Below are 16,594 nucleotides of genomic sequence, written 5' to 3'. Positions count from 1 at the left end.
ATGTGCCTCCTTACGCGATCCGCCCCGTCCCACCACGATGGTCTCAGCCACCACGTCCTCACCACGTTCCCAGGGGGAAGCATGCTGCTCGTCACCGGTGTCTCCGGAGCCCTCGGCTCACTCGTGGCCGACCGGCTCGCGGGCCGACCGGACGTCGTCCTCGGCACGCGCGCCGGGCTTCCCGGCACCCGCCTCCTCGACTTCGACGCGCCCGGGACGCTGCCGGAGGCCTTCTCCGGCGTGGAGACGCTGCTGCTCGTCTCCGCGGGCTACGGCGAGGACGACACGGTCGTGGCCCGCCACGAGGCGGCGCTGTCGGCCGCGGAGGCCGCGGGCGTCCGCCACGTCGTCTACACCAGCCTCTCCGGCGACGGCGACCACCTCACGTACGCGCTCGCCCACCGGTGGACCGAGCGGCGGCTGCGGAACTCCCCCGTCCTCGACTGGACGATCCTCCGCAACGGCCTCTACGCCGAGCTCCTGGCCTGGATCGCCTCGCCCGACGCGGAGAACCGGATCACCGGCCCGCTGGGTCGCGGCCGCCTCGCCGCCGTCGCCCGCGCGGACCTCGCCGACATCGCCGTCTCGGTCGCGACGGACCCGGCCGCCCACCGGAACCGGGTGTACGAGCTGGTCGGCGCGCGCGCCCTCGGCGGCGACGACCTCGCGGCGGCCCTGGGCGCGGTGTACGCCCCCGGCACCCTCGCCGACGCCCGCGCCGCGCTCGCCGCGTCCGGTGCGGCGCCGTTCCAGGTGCCGATGCTGGCGAGCACGTACTCGGCGATCGCCCACGGCTTCCTGGACGGCACGGGGGTGAAGAGCGACCTGCGCGCCCTCCTGGGCGGACGCGAACCGCTCGACGCGCTGGACGTGTTCGTGAAGGCGGTGCGGGCGGAGGGCTGATCCCGGCCCGTGGAGAGACGGGGTCGCCGGGGGTGACGTGGGCGTACAGCGCCCACTCGAAGGACGGGGGTAGGGCCAGGCATACCCCCGGGACACCCGGCAGTGGTCGTGATCGGCGGACGCGGAAACGGTTCGCTGGAGCCATGACCTCGACGCTCCCGAACGCTCCCACCACGCCCGTCACGCCGGCCCCCACCATCGCCGTACGACTCCGCCGACTCACCCGCCACCACCGGGACGTCCGGGCCCTGGACGGCGTCGACCTCGACTTCCGCGCCGGGACCTTCACCGCCGTCATGGGCCCCTCGGGCTCCGGCAAGTCCACCCTGCTCCAGTGCGCGGCCGGGCTCGACCGGCCGACGTCCGGGCGGGTGGAGGTCGGCGGGGTCGCGCTCGAAGGACTGAGCGAGCGGCGGCTGACCCTGCTGCGGCGCGACCGGATCGGCTTCGTCTTCCAGTCCTTCAACCTGCTGCCCGCCCTCACCGCCGCACAGAACGTCGCCCTGCCCCTCCGGCTCGCGGGCCGCAGCCCGGCCCGTGCGGAGGTGCGGGAGGCGCTGGCTCGCGTGGGGCTCGCGGGGCGGGAGCGCCGCAGGCCGGGCGAGTTGTCGGGCGGACAGCAGCAACGGGTGGCGATCGCGCGGGCGTTGATCACCCGGCCGGCGGTCCTCTTCGGCGACGAGCCGACCGGCGCGCTCGACTCCACGACGAGCCGCGAGGTGCTCGACATGCTGCGGGAACTGGTCGACCGGGACGGGCAGACGATCGTCATGGTCACCCACGACCCGGTGGCGGCGGCCCGCGCCGACCGTGTGGTCTTCCTGGTCGACGGGCGGGTGGCGGGCGAGCTGCCGGGGCCCACGGTCGAGACGGTCGCGGCGCGGATGACCGCGCTGGAGACGACCGCGCCGGGCGGCGGTCGGGAACCGCTCGTGGGTCCGGGACCGGGCGAGGGTCGGGAACCGGGCGAGGGTTGCGAACAGGGCGAGGGTCGGGGACCCGGCGAGGGTCGGGAACCGGGCGGGGGCCCGGCACCGTTCGTGGGTCCCGGACCGTTCGTGGGTCCCGGACCGTTCATGGGTCCGAGACCGGGCGGGCCGGCACCGGCCTGGGATCCGGCACCCTTCGGGGATCCGGCACCGGCCGGGCATCCCACACCCCTCGGGCATCCCACACCCCTCGGGCATCCGGCACTCCTCGGGCATCCGGCACCGGGCCGCGCCGACGGCGCCGGAAGCGCCACCCCCGCCGCCGCCACCCCAGCCGGAAGCACCCCCCCTGCCACTGCCACCACCGGAAGCACCCCCCCTGCCACCACCACCACCGGAAGCGCCACGACCGACGCCGCTGCCGCCACCCCCGCCGGAAGCACCGCCACCGCCACCGCCGGGGGTGTCGCGTGCTGACCGTCGTCCTCTCCGGCCTCCGCGCCCGCTGGGCCTCCTTCCTCGGCGGGTTCGTCGCCCTCGCCCTCGGCGTCGGTCTGCTCGCCACCATGGGCCTCGGGCTGTCCGCGACCTTCCACGCGCCCGAGCGCCCTCCGCAGCGGTTCGCCTCCTCGCCCGTCGTCGTCCAGGGTCAGGACCGGCTGACGCTCGACGTGCGCCGCGGGCCCGGCACGGCGTCCGTGGCACAGCGGCTCGACCGTCCACAGCCTGTGGACGGAGAACTGCTGCGCGAGCTGCGGGCCCGCTGGACCGTCACCACCGGCGACCGGAACCCCTCCGACCCCGCCCCCACCGACCGCACCGGTGCGCCCGACGCCGTAGGCGTCGACGCCCCGGCCGCCGAGGTCAGGGCCCTCGTCGGAGATCGTGCCCAGGTCCTCACCGGCGACGAACGGCGACGCGCCGACCACGACCCCGACCGGGACGCCGACGCGCTCGTCGGCGTCAACGCCCTCCTCGGCACCGCCGGAGGCGTCACCGCCTTCGTCTCCGTCTTCGTCGTCGCCTCCACGTTCGCCTTCGCCGTCGCCCTGCGCCGCCGCGAGTTCGGCCTGCTGAGGACCGCCGGAGCGACTCCGGGACAGATCCGCAGGCTCCTGCTCGCCGAGGCCGCGGCGCTCGGCGTCCTGGCCTCCGCCGCCGGGTGCGCGCTCGGCGCGGCGGGTGCGCCGCTGCTCGCCCGGCTCCTCGTCGACGGCGACCTCGCGCCCGCGTGGTTCACGGTCGGCGGCCCGGTCTGGCCGTTCCACGCCGCGTTCTGGACGGGCGTGACGGTCGCCCTGGCGGGGGCGCTCGCCGCGTCCCGGCGGGCCGGGAAGGTCGGCCCGACGGCCGCGCTCCGCGCCGCGGACGTCGACGCCGACACCCTGCCCGCGGGCCGGGCCGTGCTCGGTACGGGGCTGCTCCTTGCCGGTCTCGGCCTCCTCGTCTGGACGTACGTCACGGACCCGTCCTCGCTGCTCAAGCGGAAGACGTACACGACCCTCCCGATGCTCCTGATCACCGGCATCGCGCTGCTCTCGCCGCTCCTGGTCCGCCCGGTGGCCCGGCTGCTGCGGCTGCCGGGGGCGGTGGGGACCCTGGTGCGGGAGAACAGCGCCGCCTCGGTCCGCCGCACCGCCGCCGTCGCCGCCCCCGTCCTCGTCACCGTGGCGCTCGCCGGAACGCTCTTCGGCTCGGCGAGCGGCGTCACGCGCGCGAAGGGCGCCGAGGCGCGCGAGCAGACGACCGCGGAGTACGTGGCGGCCGGCCCCTCGCTGCGGCCGGTGACGGCGCCCCCCGGGGCCGTCGTCTCCCCCACCGGGCCGACCTCCGTCTTCGTACGGGACGGGGACGCGGCCGTAGTGAAGTACGGGGCGCGGGCCGTGGGCGACCCGGCGGCCTTCGCCGCGCTCGCCCGGCTGCCCGTGGTCGCCGGCGATCCGCGGGACCTCGACGACCGGTCGATCATCGTCAACGAGGAGTTCGAGAGGCACCGGGTCGGCGAGACCGTCGAGGTCTGGCGGGCCGACGGGTCCGGCCCGGTACGGCTCCGGGTCGCGGCCGTCCTCGCGCTCGGCACCGGCGACAACGGCCCGTACGTCACCCGGGCGAACGCCCCGGGCTCCGTCCCCGACCGGATCGACGCGCGCGGCGGCGGTACGGCCACGGTGCGCGCCCTGGAGGCGAGCGGCGGCAGCGTCGGGACGGCCGACGCGTGGGCCGAGGCCGCCCGCCCGTCGAACGGCAGCCCGCAGGCACGGCTCGGCATGGTCCTGGTCCTCGGCATCGCCCTCGTCTACACGGTGATCGGCCTCGCCAACACCCTGCTGATGGCGACCTCGGTACGCGGCGGGGAACTGGCCTCCCTCCGGCTCGCCGGGGCCACCCGGGCCCAGATCCTGCGGGTGGTGACGGGCGAGGCGACCCTCGCCGTGGCGATCGGCACCCTGCTGGGCCTCGCGGTGACCGCGCTGGTCCTCGGCACCCTGGGAGCGGGCCTCGCCGCCCTCGCCGCCCCGGTGGCCCTGGCCCTCCCGTGGGGCACGGTCGGCGCGGCGGCGGGCGTGTGCGCGATGGTCGCGGTCGCCACGTCGGCCCTCCCCGCGTGGCGCCTGACGCGCTGAGCGGCGATGGTGGGACGGACGGGGCGGTGACCGGGGTCGGAGCCGGGTCACCGCCCCGTCCACTGCGGGACGCCCGGATCCCCGGGGACCGGCCGTGCGGCGCGGGCCGCCCCGACCCCCGGCTCAGACCGTGCCGTCCCGGCCCGGGTCGTCCCCCGCGGACGCGGTCTTCGCCGCTCGCCACTCCGGGGCGAGGACCGACCAGACCTCCTCGTCGTGGCGGCGGCCCCGGTACGGGTGGCTGTCCCTCAGGACCGCGTCCCTGCTCATGCCGAGGCGGCGGGCCACCGCGATGCTCGGCGCGTTGTCGGAGGAGACCACCCACTCGACGCGGTGGATCCCCCGCACCTCGATCGCCCAGTCGATCAGCGTCCGGGCCGCCCGGGTCACCAGGCCCCTGCCGACCGCCGCCGGCTCCAGCCAGCAGCCCGCCTCGGCCGTGCCGCGCGCGGTGTCGAGCTGCCGCAGGATCACAGCGCCGACGAGGGTGCCGTCGCTCCAGATGCCGTGGATGCGGCCCGCGTCGGCGGCCGCCTTCTCCGCGTACAGCCGGAGGAACGCCCGGCTGGACTCCAGGTCGGTGACGACGTCCGGCAGGCCGTTGCGCGCGCCGATGAACGCGCGTCCGCGGTCCATGTGCGCCAGGAACTCCTCCGCCTGCCACGGTTCGAGCGGCCGCAGCTCCGCGCCGTCGTCGCCCAGGGATATCGCGTACATCGTCGTCGCCTTCCGGTTCGGGACCGCCACGCGCGGCGGAGGGATCCTCCCACCGTCGGCCCGCCTCCCACCGGGAATTACGCCCGCCCCCACCCGACCCACCCCACGCCCGGGCGCCTCCTCGACCCGACCGAGCCGCCTCCCCCGCCCCGCGCCCACCCACACGCACCCACCCACGCGCGCGCGTGCCGGGCCCCGAGCCTGAGGGTCGGGCGCGGCGCCGCCCGGCCCGCGCCGCGCGGTCGTTGCCAGGGACTGTCAGTGGGGGGTGCCAGACTCGCACCCATGACCGAGCGGTGGGCAATCGCGCCCGAGGCGGAGGGGGACGGAGCGCTGCTCGTGCCCCTCGGCCCGGACGGGCTGCCCGCCGGGGACGTGCGGCGCGAGCCGGACCTGGTCGCGGCCGTCCGGGCCAGGCCCGACGTGGCGCGCTGGGTGTGGCGGTCGACGGCCGAGGTGTACCCGCGGCTGCTGGCCGGCGGCGTCCGGGTCGAGCGGTGCTACGACGTGGAGGACGCCGAGCAGCTGCTCCTGGGCCACGAGGGGCGGCTCGGCGAACCCCGCTCCGCGGCGGCGGCCTGGGCACGCCTGCGGGACGCCCCGGTGCCTCCCGACCCTCCGATGCGGCTCGCCGAGCCCGGATCGCAGGACTCCCTCTTCGAGCCGCGGCCGGTCGTCTCCGTCCCGTTCGACGGCCTCCTCGCCGTCTACGCCGAGCAGCTGCGCCGGCACGACCGGGCGGAGCACCCCGGCAGGATGCGGCTGCTCACGGCCGCCGAGTCCGCGGGGATGCTGGTGGCCGCCGAGATGCACCGGGCGGGCCTGCCCTGGCGGGCGGACGTGCACCGGGACCTGCTGCACGAGCTGCTCGGCGAGCGGTACGCGGGCGGGGGCGAGCCGCGCCGCCTCGCGGAGCTCGCCGAGGAGGTCTCGGCGGCGTTCGGGCGCCGGGTCCGGCCGGACCTGCCCGCCGACGTGGTGAAGGCCTTCGCGCAGGCCGGGGTGCGGGTGAGGTCGACCCGCCGCTGGGAGCTCGAAGAGCTCGACCACCCGGCGGTGGCACCGCTGATCGCGTACAAGAAGCTGTACCGGATCTGGACGGCGCACGGCTGGTCGTGGCTCCAGGACTGGGTGCGCGACGGCCGGTTCCGGCCGGAGTACCTGCCCGGCGGCACGGTCAGCGGCCGCTGGACGACCAACGGCGGCGGAGCGCTGCAGATCCCGAAGGTGATCCGCCGGGCGGTGGTCGCGGACGGGGGCTGGCGGCTCGTCGTGGCCGACGCCGACCAGATGGAGCCGCGGGTGCTCGCCGCGATCTCCCGGGACCCGGGCCTGATGGAGGTCGCGGGGCATCCCGACGACCTGTACACCCGGCTGTCGGACCGGGCGTTCTCCGGCGACCGCGACCACGCCAAGATCGCGCTCCTGGGCGCGATCTACGGGCAGACCAGCGGCGACGGCCTCAAGAACCTGGCGGCCCTGCGGCGCCGCTTCCCGCGCGCCGTGGCCTACGTCGACGAGGCGGCGAAGGCGGGCGAGGAGGGCCGGCTCGTCCGGACCTGGCTGGGCCGGACGAGCCCGCGGGCGGTGGGCGCGGGGGACGACGAGGAGGCGGGTCTGCCGCAGGAGGGCGGCGAACCGGCGGTGGAGGAGGCCGAGTTCACCCCGGGGTACGCCTCCGGGAACGCCCGGGCCCGCGGCCGCTTCACCCGGAACTTCGTGGTGCAGGGCAGTGCGGCGGACTGGGCGCTGCTGATGCTTGCGGCGCTCCGGCGCGCGCTCTCCGGGATGCGGGCGGAGCTGGTCTTCTTCCAGCACGACGAGGTGATCGTGCACTGTCCGGCGGAGGAGGCGGAGGCGGTCACGGCGGCGATCCGGGCGGCCGGGGACGAGGCGGGCCGGATCGCGTTCGGCGACACCCCGGTGCGGTTCCCGTTCACGGTGGCGACGGTCGAGCGGTACGCGGACGCCAAGTAGGGGCCCGCGGGGGAACGCCGGAGGCGCCAGCGGGGGGACGCCGGAAGGGCCCGCGGGGGGCGCCGAAAGGGCCCCGCACGCGGGTGCGTGCGGGGCCCGGGCCGGGTGCGGCGGTCACTTCATGGGAAGGGTCTGCCACCTGAGGCTGAGCGCGATCGACTTCAGCTGGTCCATCGTCAGCGCGGGCTCGGCGCGGGTGGCCGCCTCGTGCTGCGTTCCGGCGTTGAAGGCGGACACGACGACGCGGAAGCCCTCCGGCGTCATGGTGTCGGCGGTCCACCAGACGACGCCCTCGCCGCCCTTCTCGCCCGGCTGCTGGGTGAGCTTGACCCGGCGGCCGTCGGGCAGGGTCGTGACGTCGCCGCTGCCGAAGAGGTCGTCGGCCACGTTCGCCATGTCCTGCTGGACGTTGATCTGGACGAGGCTCTTCCCCTTGCCGTCGTCGACGACCAGGTAGGCGTACTCCCCGCCGCCGCCCTCGGCCGTGACCCGCAGCCCCTGGGGCAGGAGGGAACGCAGGGTGCTCTGGACGGCGCCGGACTCCGGCTCCACGTGCCGCCGGGGTGCGTCCGTGCCGCCCTTGGCGGCGCCGCTGCCCGGGCCGCCTGCGCCGGACCTGTCCACGTACGCGGGGAGCTGCGCGGTCAGCGGGCCCCAGTCGTCGGCCGTGACGAGCGCCTTGAGCTGGGCGGGGGTGAAGGGCGGGTTCTCGCGGCTGACGGGAGCGCCCTTCTCGGCGGCGGCGTTGTACTCGCTGACGTCGAGGAGGAAGCCGTCCCGGGTGAGCAGGACCGCGCGCCAGGCCTTGGTGTCCACGCGCTTGTCGGGGTACTCGTACCCCTGGAGGATCATGAGCCGGGCGCCGCCCTGCAGGGTCTCCTCGATGCAGTCGTCGAACGGGACGGCGACCTCGTCCGGGCAGGCGATCTGGTCCTCGCCCGCCTCGCCCGGAGCGGCGCGGAAGAGGCCGACGGTGACGGCGGCCCGGCCCTTGCCCTCGTCGTAGACGGCCGTGAGGGACTGGCCGAAGCCGTCGAGCCCGTCGATCTCCCACTTCCCTTCCGGGAGGTTGGACTTGAGGACGGCGGCGATGTCCGCGACCGGGATCCGCGCCTCCGCGGGCTTCTGCTCCCCGGGGACGGGGTCGACGCTGGAGGTGGGCCGGGGGGGCGCGGCCACGGAGGAGGCGCCGCCGGTGGGCGACAGCAGCGAGCCGCCGTAGACACCGCCGACGGTGACGGCCGCGAGCGCGAGGACCCCCGCGCCCACCGCGAGCCGGCGGCGGACCAGCCGGCGCCTGCCGCGCCGCAGTCCGCCCTCGACGAGCTCGCGCCGGTCGTCGGCGGCGAAGCCGTCACCGGTGCGGTGCAGGATCGCGCCGAGCGCGTCCTCGAACCTTTCGTGCTGGGGGCTTTCGTTCTGGGGCATGTCGAACTCACCGTCTCCGGTCAGGGGATGGGGAAGCGTGGCGGGTGGGGGTGCCCGGCTCGGGATGGCAGAGAAGGGACGGGGGGCAGACGGCGAGGCGGGAGCGGAGGGCGGCCGGTGGTCGGTGGTCGCCGGCCGGCGCTCGCGCCTCAGCGGGTGGCGAACTCGGCGATGCTGCCGCCGAGTCGTTCCCGCAGCTTGGTGAGGGCGCGGACGGATCGGGTGCGGACCGCAGCGGAGCTGACGTGCAGGGCGTCGGCGGTCTCCTCGATGCTCCGGTCCTCCCAGTACCGCAGCACGACGACCGCCCGGTCCTTGGGGGCGAGTCCGGCCAGTGCGTCGAGCAGGGCGATCCGGAGCGCCGGGTCCCCGCCGTCGTCGGGGGCGCGGTCGGGGAGCTCGCCGAGCGGACGCTCGGTGGCCGAGCGGCGCCGCTGGTGGCTGAGGAACGTGCGGACGAGCACGGTCTGGGCGTACGCGGCCGGGTTGCCGATCCGGTGGACGCGGCCCCACAGGGCGTACATCCTGCCGAGGGTCTCCTGGGTGAGGTCCTCGGCGAGATGGGTGTCTCCGCTGGTCAGCAGGCATGCCGAGCGGTACAGCGGGCCCGTGCGTGCGGCGGCGAACTCCAGGAACCCGTCCGCGCGGGACTTTCTCATGCCCCTCCCTCCCCCTCGCGGCCGCGGGGTGCGGCCGTCGTACACCTCATTGACGCGACGGGGCGGAGGAAATGTTTCAGCGGATCTCGCGGGATTCCCCGGGGATCCCGGGGGCCTGCGCACCTCGGACGTCCAAAACGGCAGAAAAGGGGTAATGCTGGAGTATGAACACTCTCAGCGCAGCCCAGACCCTGGCCGCGGGAGTCTGGCAGTCGGGCCTCGGCCAGGTCATCGGCGGCCTGGTCCTCGTGGCCGTACTGATCGCGGCGTTCTGGCTGGGGACCCGGGTCCGCAACCGCGAGTCCAACCCGCCCAAGCCGGAGGACCAGCCCCACCGGCCGGAGGACGGCGGTCTGCCGGGTGAGGCGTCCGGGTACCGCAGGCCCACCGAGATGCCCCTGACCGACGGCGAGCACCGGCTCATGCCGTACCAGCTCAAGGACGGATCGGAGGCCTCGCCCGACCCGCCGAGCGAGGAGAAGCGCAAGTGGGGCGGGATCTCCAGCGGAGGCTTCGGCAGCGGGGGCACCGGCCACGGCGACTGACCCCCTGTCCGTCCGACCGCGGCCGCGCACGTGGAGGAGAACGTGAACGAGAGCGCCGCCCCGGCACCGCCCCGGGACGTCTTCGCCGCAGCTCCCTTCGAGGAGCACCGGGCCCGTCTGCGGGCCGTCGCGTACCGCCTCCTCGGCACCTCCCAGGAGGCGGACGCGGCGGTGGAGGACGTCCGCAGGACCTGGCCCGACGTCCACACCCCGGTCGCCCCCGGCCCGGTGCCGACCCCGTACGACCCCGTCGAGGTCCTGGCCCGCGGCTGCCTGGACCGGCTCCGGTCGCGCGAGTCCCACCGGGAGCGGCCCTGGGACCCGTGGGATCCCTGGGCGCCGGGCGGACCGCGCCACCCCCGTGCCCCGGGCGAACCCCCGCCGCCGACGGCGCTCGACGGACTGACACCGCCGGAGCGCCTCGCGTTCGTCCTGCACGACGAGTTCTCCGTGCCGTACGAGCGGATCGCCCCGCTCCTGGAACGCACCCCGGCCGCCGCCCGCAGGCTCGCGGGCCGGGCCCGCTACCGGCTGCGGGAGGCCGAGGAGATGCCGGAGCCGGACCCGCCGCGGCAGCGGACCGCCGTCGCGGCGTTCCTGACGGCCGCCCGCGCCGGGGACACCGCCGCGCTGCGCGCCCTCCTCGACCCCGACGCCGCCCTGCGGGCCGATGCCGAGGCCGAGCGGACCGGCACGGCGGCCGTCCACGGCGCCGGGGCCGTCGCCGAGGCCGTCGGCCCCCTCGCGGGCACGGCGCGGAAGGCGCTGGTGGACGGGGCGGCGGGACTGGCGTGGCCGGCGGAGGGCGAACCGCGGCTCGTGCTCGTCTTCACCGTCCTGGAGGACCGGATCACGGCGATCGACGCCTTGGCGGACGAGGACCACCTGGACCGCCTGGAGCTCCACGTCTGAACGCCCCGGGCGCCGCCCGCGCTCACTCCCCGAGGACGCGCCCCGCGCGGGAGGCCACATGAGCGGGCGGGACGACGTCGGCGGGCAGCACGGGATCGGTGACCGGCTCGCCGAAGGTGGTCACCACCGGCAGCACCCCGGCCCACAGGCCGAGCGCCGCGTCCTCGGAGTCGCCGTCGTCCGGCGGCCCGCCGCGGGTCTTGACGGAGGCCTCGGTCAGATCGAGCGCGAGCACGGACGTCGCGGCCAGCTCCTTGCGGCTGGGCTGCCGCGCGTACTCCCACTGCCCGGGCGAGCTCTGCTCGGTGAGCGCCCGCAGGCCGCGCAGCTTCTCGTCCGGGTCGGTCACGAGACGGGGGACGCCGTAGATCATCGCGCAGCGGTAGTTGACCCCGTGCTCGAAGACGGAACGGGCCAGTACCAGCCCGTCGACATGGGTGACGGTGACGCAGACGGTGGTGTCGGGCGCCTGGACGAGACTGCGGCTCGCGACGGACCCGTGCAGGTACAGCCGGTCGCCGTCGACGCCGTACGCGGTGGGCACCACCATCGTCGTCCCGTCCACGGGCACCCCGAGATGACAGAGGAACCCGGCCGCGAGCACCGCGTCCAGATCGGCCCGCCGGTGACTGCCCTTCTCCCGCATCCGCCGCAACCGGGTCCGCCCGGTGACCCCGAGCACCCCGTCCCCGCCGATGTCCTCGCCGCCGCCCATGCTTCCCCCAGGTTCCTCGACCGCCGCGGATGATCTCCCCGAGTTCTACGTCCCCGACCCGACGCCCCGCCACCCGCGCCCACCTGTCGGACCACCGGACGCCTCCGAGGCCTCCGAGGCCCCGAGGCCCCCGACAACCAGAAAGCCCAGGTCAGACAATGTCTGACCTGGGCTTGATCTGAGCCGCCTTCGGGATTCGAACCCGAGACCTACGCATTACGAGTTGTCCGATCTCGTTCCGCGGACGTCCACTACCGTCCGCCAAAAAGATCGCGCCACAGGTCAGAGGGTCGTGTAACCGAAGCTGGACAGTGGTGGACTTCCTTGGATGCCTCGCGAACTGAGACCACAACCGAGACCGGTGTCCCCGTGTCACCTAGTGTCCCGGGGCCGCCGGATTCCGTAGCACGTCTCCGGCAACGGCCACGAAAGACAGGTACGCCTCTGACAGCAAGAGCGCTTCGTACCTTGCCTCAGCCTGCTCAGCTTCCGGGCCACCCGCTTCAGCCGCCCTCTTGATCATCAGCAATGCTGAGAGCACTCGTGAGACCAGCTCATGACCTGCTTCTACCAGCTCAGGTGGTCCCCAGAGTTCCAGCTGACGGCTTGCACTCATGAGGTCCATCCCGGCGCGTTCCATTTCGAGATGGTGCTCCTCCGGCATCGGCACGCCGTCGCTGAGTGCCCCCAAGCACGGCACCGCAGATCGGGACGACTCGACGTAGTACTGCATTATCTGAGCGCACGCGAGCCTCCGCTGTTCGCGGGTCCAGTGTCTGTGCTCCGTCTCTGCTTGATCCTGAGTCTGGCGGTGCAAGGCAGCGGCCGTCTTCTCTGCGCCTACGCGAGCCCCTCGAACGGCGGCTAGGCCGCCGAGCATTGCACCACCAAGGGCGCCAACCGCGCCCGCGATTCCAGCGACGAGTGCCGCAAGGCCTTGATCCATCTGTCCATCCTGGTCGGGTTAAGCCTCGCGCGGGGCTAGTTCAGGGCATTGCGGCACATGCCCCCTAGGACCCGGAAAGAGGCAGAGTCCGATCCGTGAGCCCGTGGTGGGCGGATGGCCTCGCACGCCGCTGGCCAAGCCACCCAGAAACCCGTGGTCCACCGTTTACTGCTCCACCTTCTGTGACCGTGCGGACGTGGGCGAACCCGTGCCGCAGGTAGTAGTCCTGGAGCGGCTTGTTCGTGGTCCAGGCATCAAGCCGGAGCCACTGAGCGCCTGAGTGGTACGCCCGATCGCCTGCCCAATCGAGCAACCTCCCACCGAGGTCTTGCCCGGCATGAGTGCGTGCCACAGTCAGCTTGTTCACGAAACGGGATTCCTCCTGGAGTTCCTGGTCCGTCCAGAGCCCTCCTTCCGCTTCCGGCGTCAATGTGATTGTTGCGGCCGTCGCCGAACCGTCACGGACCATGAACACCACTCCGGCCTCGATCGTGGCGAGCAGCCTGTCGGCCGGGTACGGACGCTGCCACTGGTCCGATCCGAGGGCCGTGAGCCACGATGCGGCTTCCTGCCGGAACGCGAGTAGCACGCCCAAGTCGCCCGCCATCGCCCGCTCGATGATCACTTCGGTTCATCCTCCTGTCGAGCGGACAGCGTGCCGATCTCATAGTTCATCCGGTTCAGATCGCCTCGGAAGGTCGTGATGGTGCACCGGATGACCTTGTCCGCCGAGTAGCCGGTGCGCGTCCAGAGCAGCACCGGGACGCCAGCTCCGATGTCGAGCAGCCGCGCTTCATCCGGCGTGGGCATCCGGGACGCGATCTCGTCGAAGTAGCCGATCTGCTCGACGCCGATACCGGCCAGGTAGCGAGTCGTCCCCTCAGCGATGTCGCCAGGCTCCGCCAGCCGCGGTGCATCCTTCACGAGCCAGTCGGGGTAGTAGGTGGCCTGCGTCGACCAGGGCACGTCATCCACAAACCGGTGGCAGAACCGGAGAACGGTGGTCGACTCTCGCTCGACCTTGAGTCGCTCCGCCACGTACTCGGTCGCCGGGGTCACCTCGACGCGGAACGTCTGAGTCGGGTGACGGCCGGCGTTGGTGACGTCGGTGCTGTAGGCGTCGCCGTTCTGCGGGAAGGTCAGGTTCTCGAAGCGGGACGCGTTGAGCTCGAACACCTCATGCTTCCGGACCTCGTACCCGAGCCCTTGGCTCGACGAGATCAGACCCTCGCTGACCAGCATGTTCAGACCGGATCGGACCGTGTTGCGGGACGCGTCGAAACGTCCGGAGAGTTCAGCCTCGGAGGGCAGTCGAGAGCCCGGCGGGTAGACGCCACTGTCGATCTCACGACGGAGCGCGTCCGCGACCTGTCGGTACTTCGGCTGCTTGTTCATGGCCCCATCATGACGCACTCGCTCAACTTGTTGGTACATGTAGACCCCGATCCCTTGACGACTCACTGTCCGTGGGTGCAGCATCACTGCATCAGCTTGTACCAACAAGTTGAGCAAGCGGTGCAGTCCCATTAACGTGCCCGCTTGTGGCGGCATTCCCGCTGATGGGGGTGGCTCATAGAGCCACCCGGCGCCCGGAGGGTCCCGTGAAACGGACTCGAAGGAAGCGGCTGCACTTTGAGAACTGAACAGTGGACGAATCGATCCAGGCACCTGCGACAAGCCGTAGGCCCTGCCGCACGCTCCAACGCGAGCACTTTCGCCCCATGCCGCCCCTGCCGGGCGGATAAGCGGCCCGTACGTGCGGTGAGACAAGGGCAAAGATCGCGGGCCCCACTGGGGCCGCCCCGCAGCACCTCCCGCCTCCGCAGCTTTCAGCTGCGGCCGGTTGCCTCCTCCGCCTGTCCGGCCCCCGTACCCGGGGCTGCCGTACGGGCGGGGTTGAGGGGAGCCGGATGGTTCCAAACGGCGTGAGCCCCCGGTGCGGGAACACCGGGGGCTCTGTTCGGGCCGTTCCTGTGTGAGAGGAACACACCCAATGAAGTCCATCGCTGCACTTCAGGCCGTTGTTACGGCCACCCCGTTCGACGGTGAGCCGACGAACGGGGAGCTGGACGCGATCGAGCAGGAGATGCCGCTGATTCTGGCGGAGATCGACCTGCTCGACGTGGAGATCTGGATGCTCGACCGTCCGGCCACCGCGCTGGACGAGCGGCGTGTCCGCCGGGCCCGCAACCGGGTCCTGGACGAGCGCCGCGCTCTGACCAACCGCGCTGACTTGGCGCAGTCGGGCGGTGCCGCGTGATGGCCACCGCCCCTGACCCCGCTGTCCTGCTCGACCACCGGGGCAACCTGATGCCGCGCTTCGAGGCGTCGCTCGGCTACGAGGAATCCCGGCTCGGCATGGCCTTCCATGAGGCCGGCCACGCCGTACTCGCCATGTCCTACGGCTTCCACGTGCACTCCAGTGAGGTCGTCGCCTGGGAGCCCGGGCCCGGCTGCTGGGAACTCACGGGCCTGACGAGGGTCGTGACCGGGCAGGACATCCCGCCGTGGCGGTTCGCTGCACAGGCCGCCGCCGGCGCGGTGGCCGAGGTCCACTACCTGATGACCTCCGGCCTGTGGACGCCGGAGCGGGCAGCCGCCTGCGAAGCCGACCACGACCGCCAGCACGCCATCGACATCGCCGCCGAGACCGGTCACCGCATCGCCTGCGACCAGGTCCCGGCGGGCGGGAAGTCGTGGGGGCAGGTCCGGGGCATGGCACTGCGGAAGGTCGGCCACCTGTGGCGGGAGATCCGCACCGTGGCCCACGCCACGAACGAGCACACCAAGCTCACCGGCGAGCAGATCGCCGCCATGACCGGCCTGACCAACCCGACGCTGCCTAGGGGTGCCGCGTGAACCGCCTCACCTACTTTCTCTTGGTGGCCTTGTCCCTCGCTATCGAGGTCTGGGGCATCGCCATCGGTAACCGGGACGTCGCCGTAGTCGGGTTCTTCGCTGGAGTCAGCGTCGCGGTCGTCGCCCGTCTCCTGTACCGCGCCGATCAGTGCGAGGGTGGTGAGGAAGCGTGAACCGCGTCGGTAAAGCCCTGCTCGTCTTCGCTCTGGTGGCCGTGGTCGGCATGGCGTTCCGGGTGTCCTGGAACGCGCTGCGGGACGTGGCCACCGCCGTCGGCGCGGATGAGACGGGGGCGACGCTCTATCCGTTCGTGGTCGACGGCCTCATGGCCCTGGCCCTGGTCGCCACGCTGGTGCTGACCGATCGGGCCGACAAGAAGTTCGCGCTGCGCGTGCTCGCCGCGTACACGGTGGCCTCGCTCGTCCTGAACTTCGTGCACGGGCTGGTGCCCGAGCTGCACGGCGAGTCGGTCGACTGGACCCGGCTGGCTGAGTGGGACGCGGTCAACTGGCTGCTTGTCCTGCTCGCCACGTCGCTGCCGGTCGGGTCGATCTACTTCGGCTCCGATCTCGTCGCCAAGGTCCTCCACCACCGATCGATCGACCCCGCAAAAACTGAGGAATCGACACAGATCGAGACAGAACGGTCTACCCCTGACCTCGCCGTACCGGCTCCCGAGCCGGTACCGGTCCTGGTCGCCCCGGTGACCGTCGAGCGGGTTGATGAGGTCGATTCTCCCGCCGAGGAGGTCCCGATTGATCGGGTCACGGTTCGTGCGGTGGCCGCCGATCAGTCGGTCCCGCGCCGGGCGACCGGTCGGGTCCCCGATGCTGCCCGATCGACCCGCCCCCGCCGCACGACGGATGAACTCGTCTCTGAAGCAAGGGCGTTGACTGAGTCCTGGACGGTCGATCAGTTGACGGCCGAGGGCATCCGTAAGGCTCTGCGGACGTCGCCGGACAAGGCCCGGATGCTCCGGGACTCGCTCCGTGCCGAGCGGGCCGCTACGGCGACGCCTGAGCCGGTCGGAGCCGCGTCGTGAGCACCCTCCCCGTCTACCGCTGGCGCCTTGCCCCGGAGGGGCTGGCGACGTTCCGGCAGCTCCGGGCGATGGGGCTACGGCCCGGCGGTCAGCCGGTCGTGGCCCAGCTCGAACGCCCCCGCCGCCGACACGAACCGCTCATCGCCTTCCTGTACCGGGTCGACCTGGCCCGTCCGGTCCGGCCGATGACGCCGGCCCGGTGGGCGGCCCTGGAGCGTGCGAATGCGGCCCGGCGTGTCTGCCCGGAGTGCGGGCGGGACGCCGGATACCGCATCCCCAGCTCGCTCGGCATGTGCACGCCCTGCGCCTTCCCCGACACCGCCGCTGTCTGAGCGGCC

Annotated in this window: 16 protein-coding genes and 1 pseudogene; 11 read left to right on the top strand and 6 right to left on the bottom strand. The window is 73.4% G+C overall.

The window, feature by feature from the left end:
- Positions 1-81 precede the first annotated feature (81 nt).
- The 3 genes and pseudogenes from ACY0MR_RS20325 (at position 82) to ACY0MR_RS20315 (ending at position 4,456) form a co-directional block, all read left to right on the top strand.
- Positions 82-903, top strand: coding sequence for an NAD(P)H-binding protein (locus tag ACY0MR_RS20325; protein WP_388801472.1), 822 nt, complete (start codon positions 82-84; stop codon positions 901-903).
- 143 nt (positions 904-1,046) lie between these two features.
- Positions 1,047-1,838: pseudogene (locus tag ACY0MR_RS20320) on the top strand (ABC transporter ATP-binding protein); the annotation flags it as partial.
- Between the two features lie 464 nt (positions 1,839-2,302).
- Positions 2,303-4,456 carry an ABC transporter permease gene (locus ACY0MR_RS20315; RefSeq protein WP_473554557.1) on the top strand — a complete coding sequence of 718 codons (2,154 nt, stop codon included), beginning with the start codon at positions 2,303-2,305 and terminating at the stop codon, positions 4,454-4,456.
- Positions 4,457-4,579: 123 nt separating this feature from the next.
- On the opposite strand, the gene ACY0MR_RS20310 is transcribed toward ACY0MR_RS20315, so the two are convergent.
- Complete coding sequence (locus ACY0MR_RS20310; RefSeq protein ID WP_392867820.1) at positions 4,580-5,173, bottom strand: GNAT family N-acetyltransferase; 594 nt, start codon at positions 5,171-5,173, stop codon at positions 4,580-4,582.
- A 285-nt stretch (positions 5,174-5,458) separates the two neighbouring features.
- On the opposite strand from ACY0MR_RS20310, the gene ACY0MR_RS20305 reads away from it, so the two are divergent.
- Positions 5,459-7,150 carry a bifunctional 3'-5' exonuclease/DNA polymerase gene (locus tag ACY0MR_RS20305; protein WP_473554554.1) on the top strand — a complete coding sequence of 564 codons (1,692 nt, stop codon included), beginning with the start codon at positions 5,459-5,461 and terminating at the stop codon, positions 7,148-7,150.
- A gap of 114 nt (positions 7,151-7,264) precedes the next feature.
- Here ACY0MR_RS20305 and ACY0MR_RS20300 read toward each other — a convergent pair whose 3' ends face one another.
- Together ACY0MR_RS20300 and ACY0MR_RS20295 are read right to left on the bottom strand one after the other, a co-directional pair.
- On the bottom strand, positions 7,265-8,578 hold the full coding sequence (locus tag ACY0MR_RS20300) for a hypothetical protein (RefSeq protein ID WP_392867563.1): 1,314 nt from the start codon (positions 8,576-8,578) through the stop codon (positions 7,265-7,267).
- Between the two features lie 149 nt (positions 8,579-8,727).
- Positions 8,728-9,237 (bottom strand): SigE family RNA polymerase sigma factor, encoded by a 510-nt coding sequence (locus tag ACY0MR_RS20295; protein WP_388801489.1) that lies wholly within the window; start codon positions 9,235-9,237, stop codon positions 8,728-8,730.
- A gap of 164 nt (positions 9,238-9,401) precedes the next feature.
- Between ACY0MR_RS20295 and ACY0MR_RS20290 the strand changes: the two genes are divergently transcribed.
- Both ACY0MR_RS20290 and ACY0MR_RS20285 read left to right on the top strand, forming a co-directional pair.
- Positions 9,402-9,782 (top strand): DUF6479 family protein, encoded by a 381-nt coding sequence (locus ACY0MR_RS20290; protein WP_361847712.1) that lies wholly within the window; start codon positions 9,402-9,404, stop codon positions 9,780-9,782.
- A 42-nt stretch (positions 9,783-9,824) separates the two neighbouring features.
- The gene (locus ACY0MR_RS20285; RefSeq protein WP_473554550.1) at positions 9,825-10,694 is read left to right on the top strand and encodes a sigma factor-like helix-turn-helix DNA-binding protein; all 870 of its coding nucleotides are present in this window, start codon (positions 9,825-9,827) and stop codon (positions 10,692-10,694) included.
- Positions 10,695-10,716: 22 nt separating this feature from the next.
- Here the strand turns inward: ACY0MR_RS20285 and ACY0MR_RS20280 are convergent, their stop codons facing one another.
- The 3 genes from ACY0MR_RS20280 to ACY0MR_RS20270 form a co-directional block, all read right to left on the bottom strand.
- Complete coding sequence (locus tag ACY0MR_RS20280; protein WP_361847718.1) at positions 10,717-11,409, bottom strand: pyridoxamine 5'-phosphate oxidase family protein; 693 nt, start codon at positions 11,407-11,409, stop codon at positions 10,717-10,719.
- 1,010 nt (positions 11,410-12,419) lie between these two features.
- Positions 12,420-12,980 carry a GNAT family N-acetyltransferase gene (locus ACY0MR_RS20275; RefSeq protein WP_473554547.1) on the bottom strand — a complete coding sequence of 187 codons (561 nt, stop codon included), beginning with the start codon at positions 12,978-12,980 and terminating at the stop codon, positions 12,420-12,422.
- Positions 12,977-13,750: a GntR family transcriptional regulator gene (locus ACY0MR_RS20270; protein WP_473554545.1), complete on the bottom strand. Its 774-nt coding sequence runs from the start codon at positions 13,748-13,750 to the stop codon at positions 12,977-12,979. The genes ACY0MR_RS20275 and ACY0MR_RS20270 overlap by 4 nt, the downstream gene beginning before the upstream one ends.
- A 598-nt stretch (positions 13,751-14,348) precedes the next feature.
- On the opposite strand from ACY0MR_RS20270, the gene ACY0MR_RS20265 reads away from it, so the two are divergent.
- From ACY0MR_RS20265 to ACY0MR_RS20245, 5 genes are read left to right on the top strand one after another with little or no spacing between them, the layout of a single operon-like run.
- Positions 14,349-14,615: a DUF6284 family protein gene (locus ACY0MR_RS20265; RefSeq protein ID WP_473554542.1), complete on the top strand. Its 267-nt coding sequence runs from the start codon at positions 14,349-14,351 to the stop codon at positions 14,613-14,615.
- Positions 14,615-15,214, top strand: coding sequence for a hypothetical protein (locus ACY0MR_RS20260; protein ID WP_473554540.1), 600 nt, complete (start codon positions 14,615-14,617; stop codon positions 15,212-15,214). The genes ACY0MR_RS20265 and ACY0MR_RS20260 overlap by 1 nt, the downstream gene beginning before the upstream one ends.
- Entirely contained in the window at positions 15,211-15,387 is a 177-nt protein-coding gene (locus tag ACY0MR_RS20255; RefSeq protein ID WP_473554537.1) for a hypothetical protein, read from the top strand. The genes ACY0MR_RS20260 and ACY0MR_RS20255 overlap by 4 nt, the downstream gene beginning before the upstream one ends.
- A complete protein-coding gene (locus ACY0MR_RS20250) occupies positions 15,384-16,256 on the top strand; it encodes a DUF2637 domain-containing protein (RefSeq protein WP_473554535.1) in 873 nt (290 codons plus the stop codon). Before ACY0MR_RS20255 ends, ACY0MR_RS20250 begins: the two co-directional genes overlap by 4 nt.
- A complete protein-coding gene (locus ACY0MR_RS20245) occupies positions 16,253-16,588 on the top strand; it encodes an RRQRL motif-containing zinc-binding protein (protein WP_473554532.1) in 336 nt (111 codons plus the stop codon). Before ACY0MR_RS20250 ends, ACY0MR_RS20245 begins: the two co-directional genes overlap by 4 nt.
- Positions 16,589-16,594 lie beyond the last annotated feature (6 nt).

This window comes from Streptomyces sp. JN8, assembly GCF_055808075.1.
This window is presented reverse-complemented; position numbering and strand designations above follow the sequence as displayed.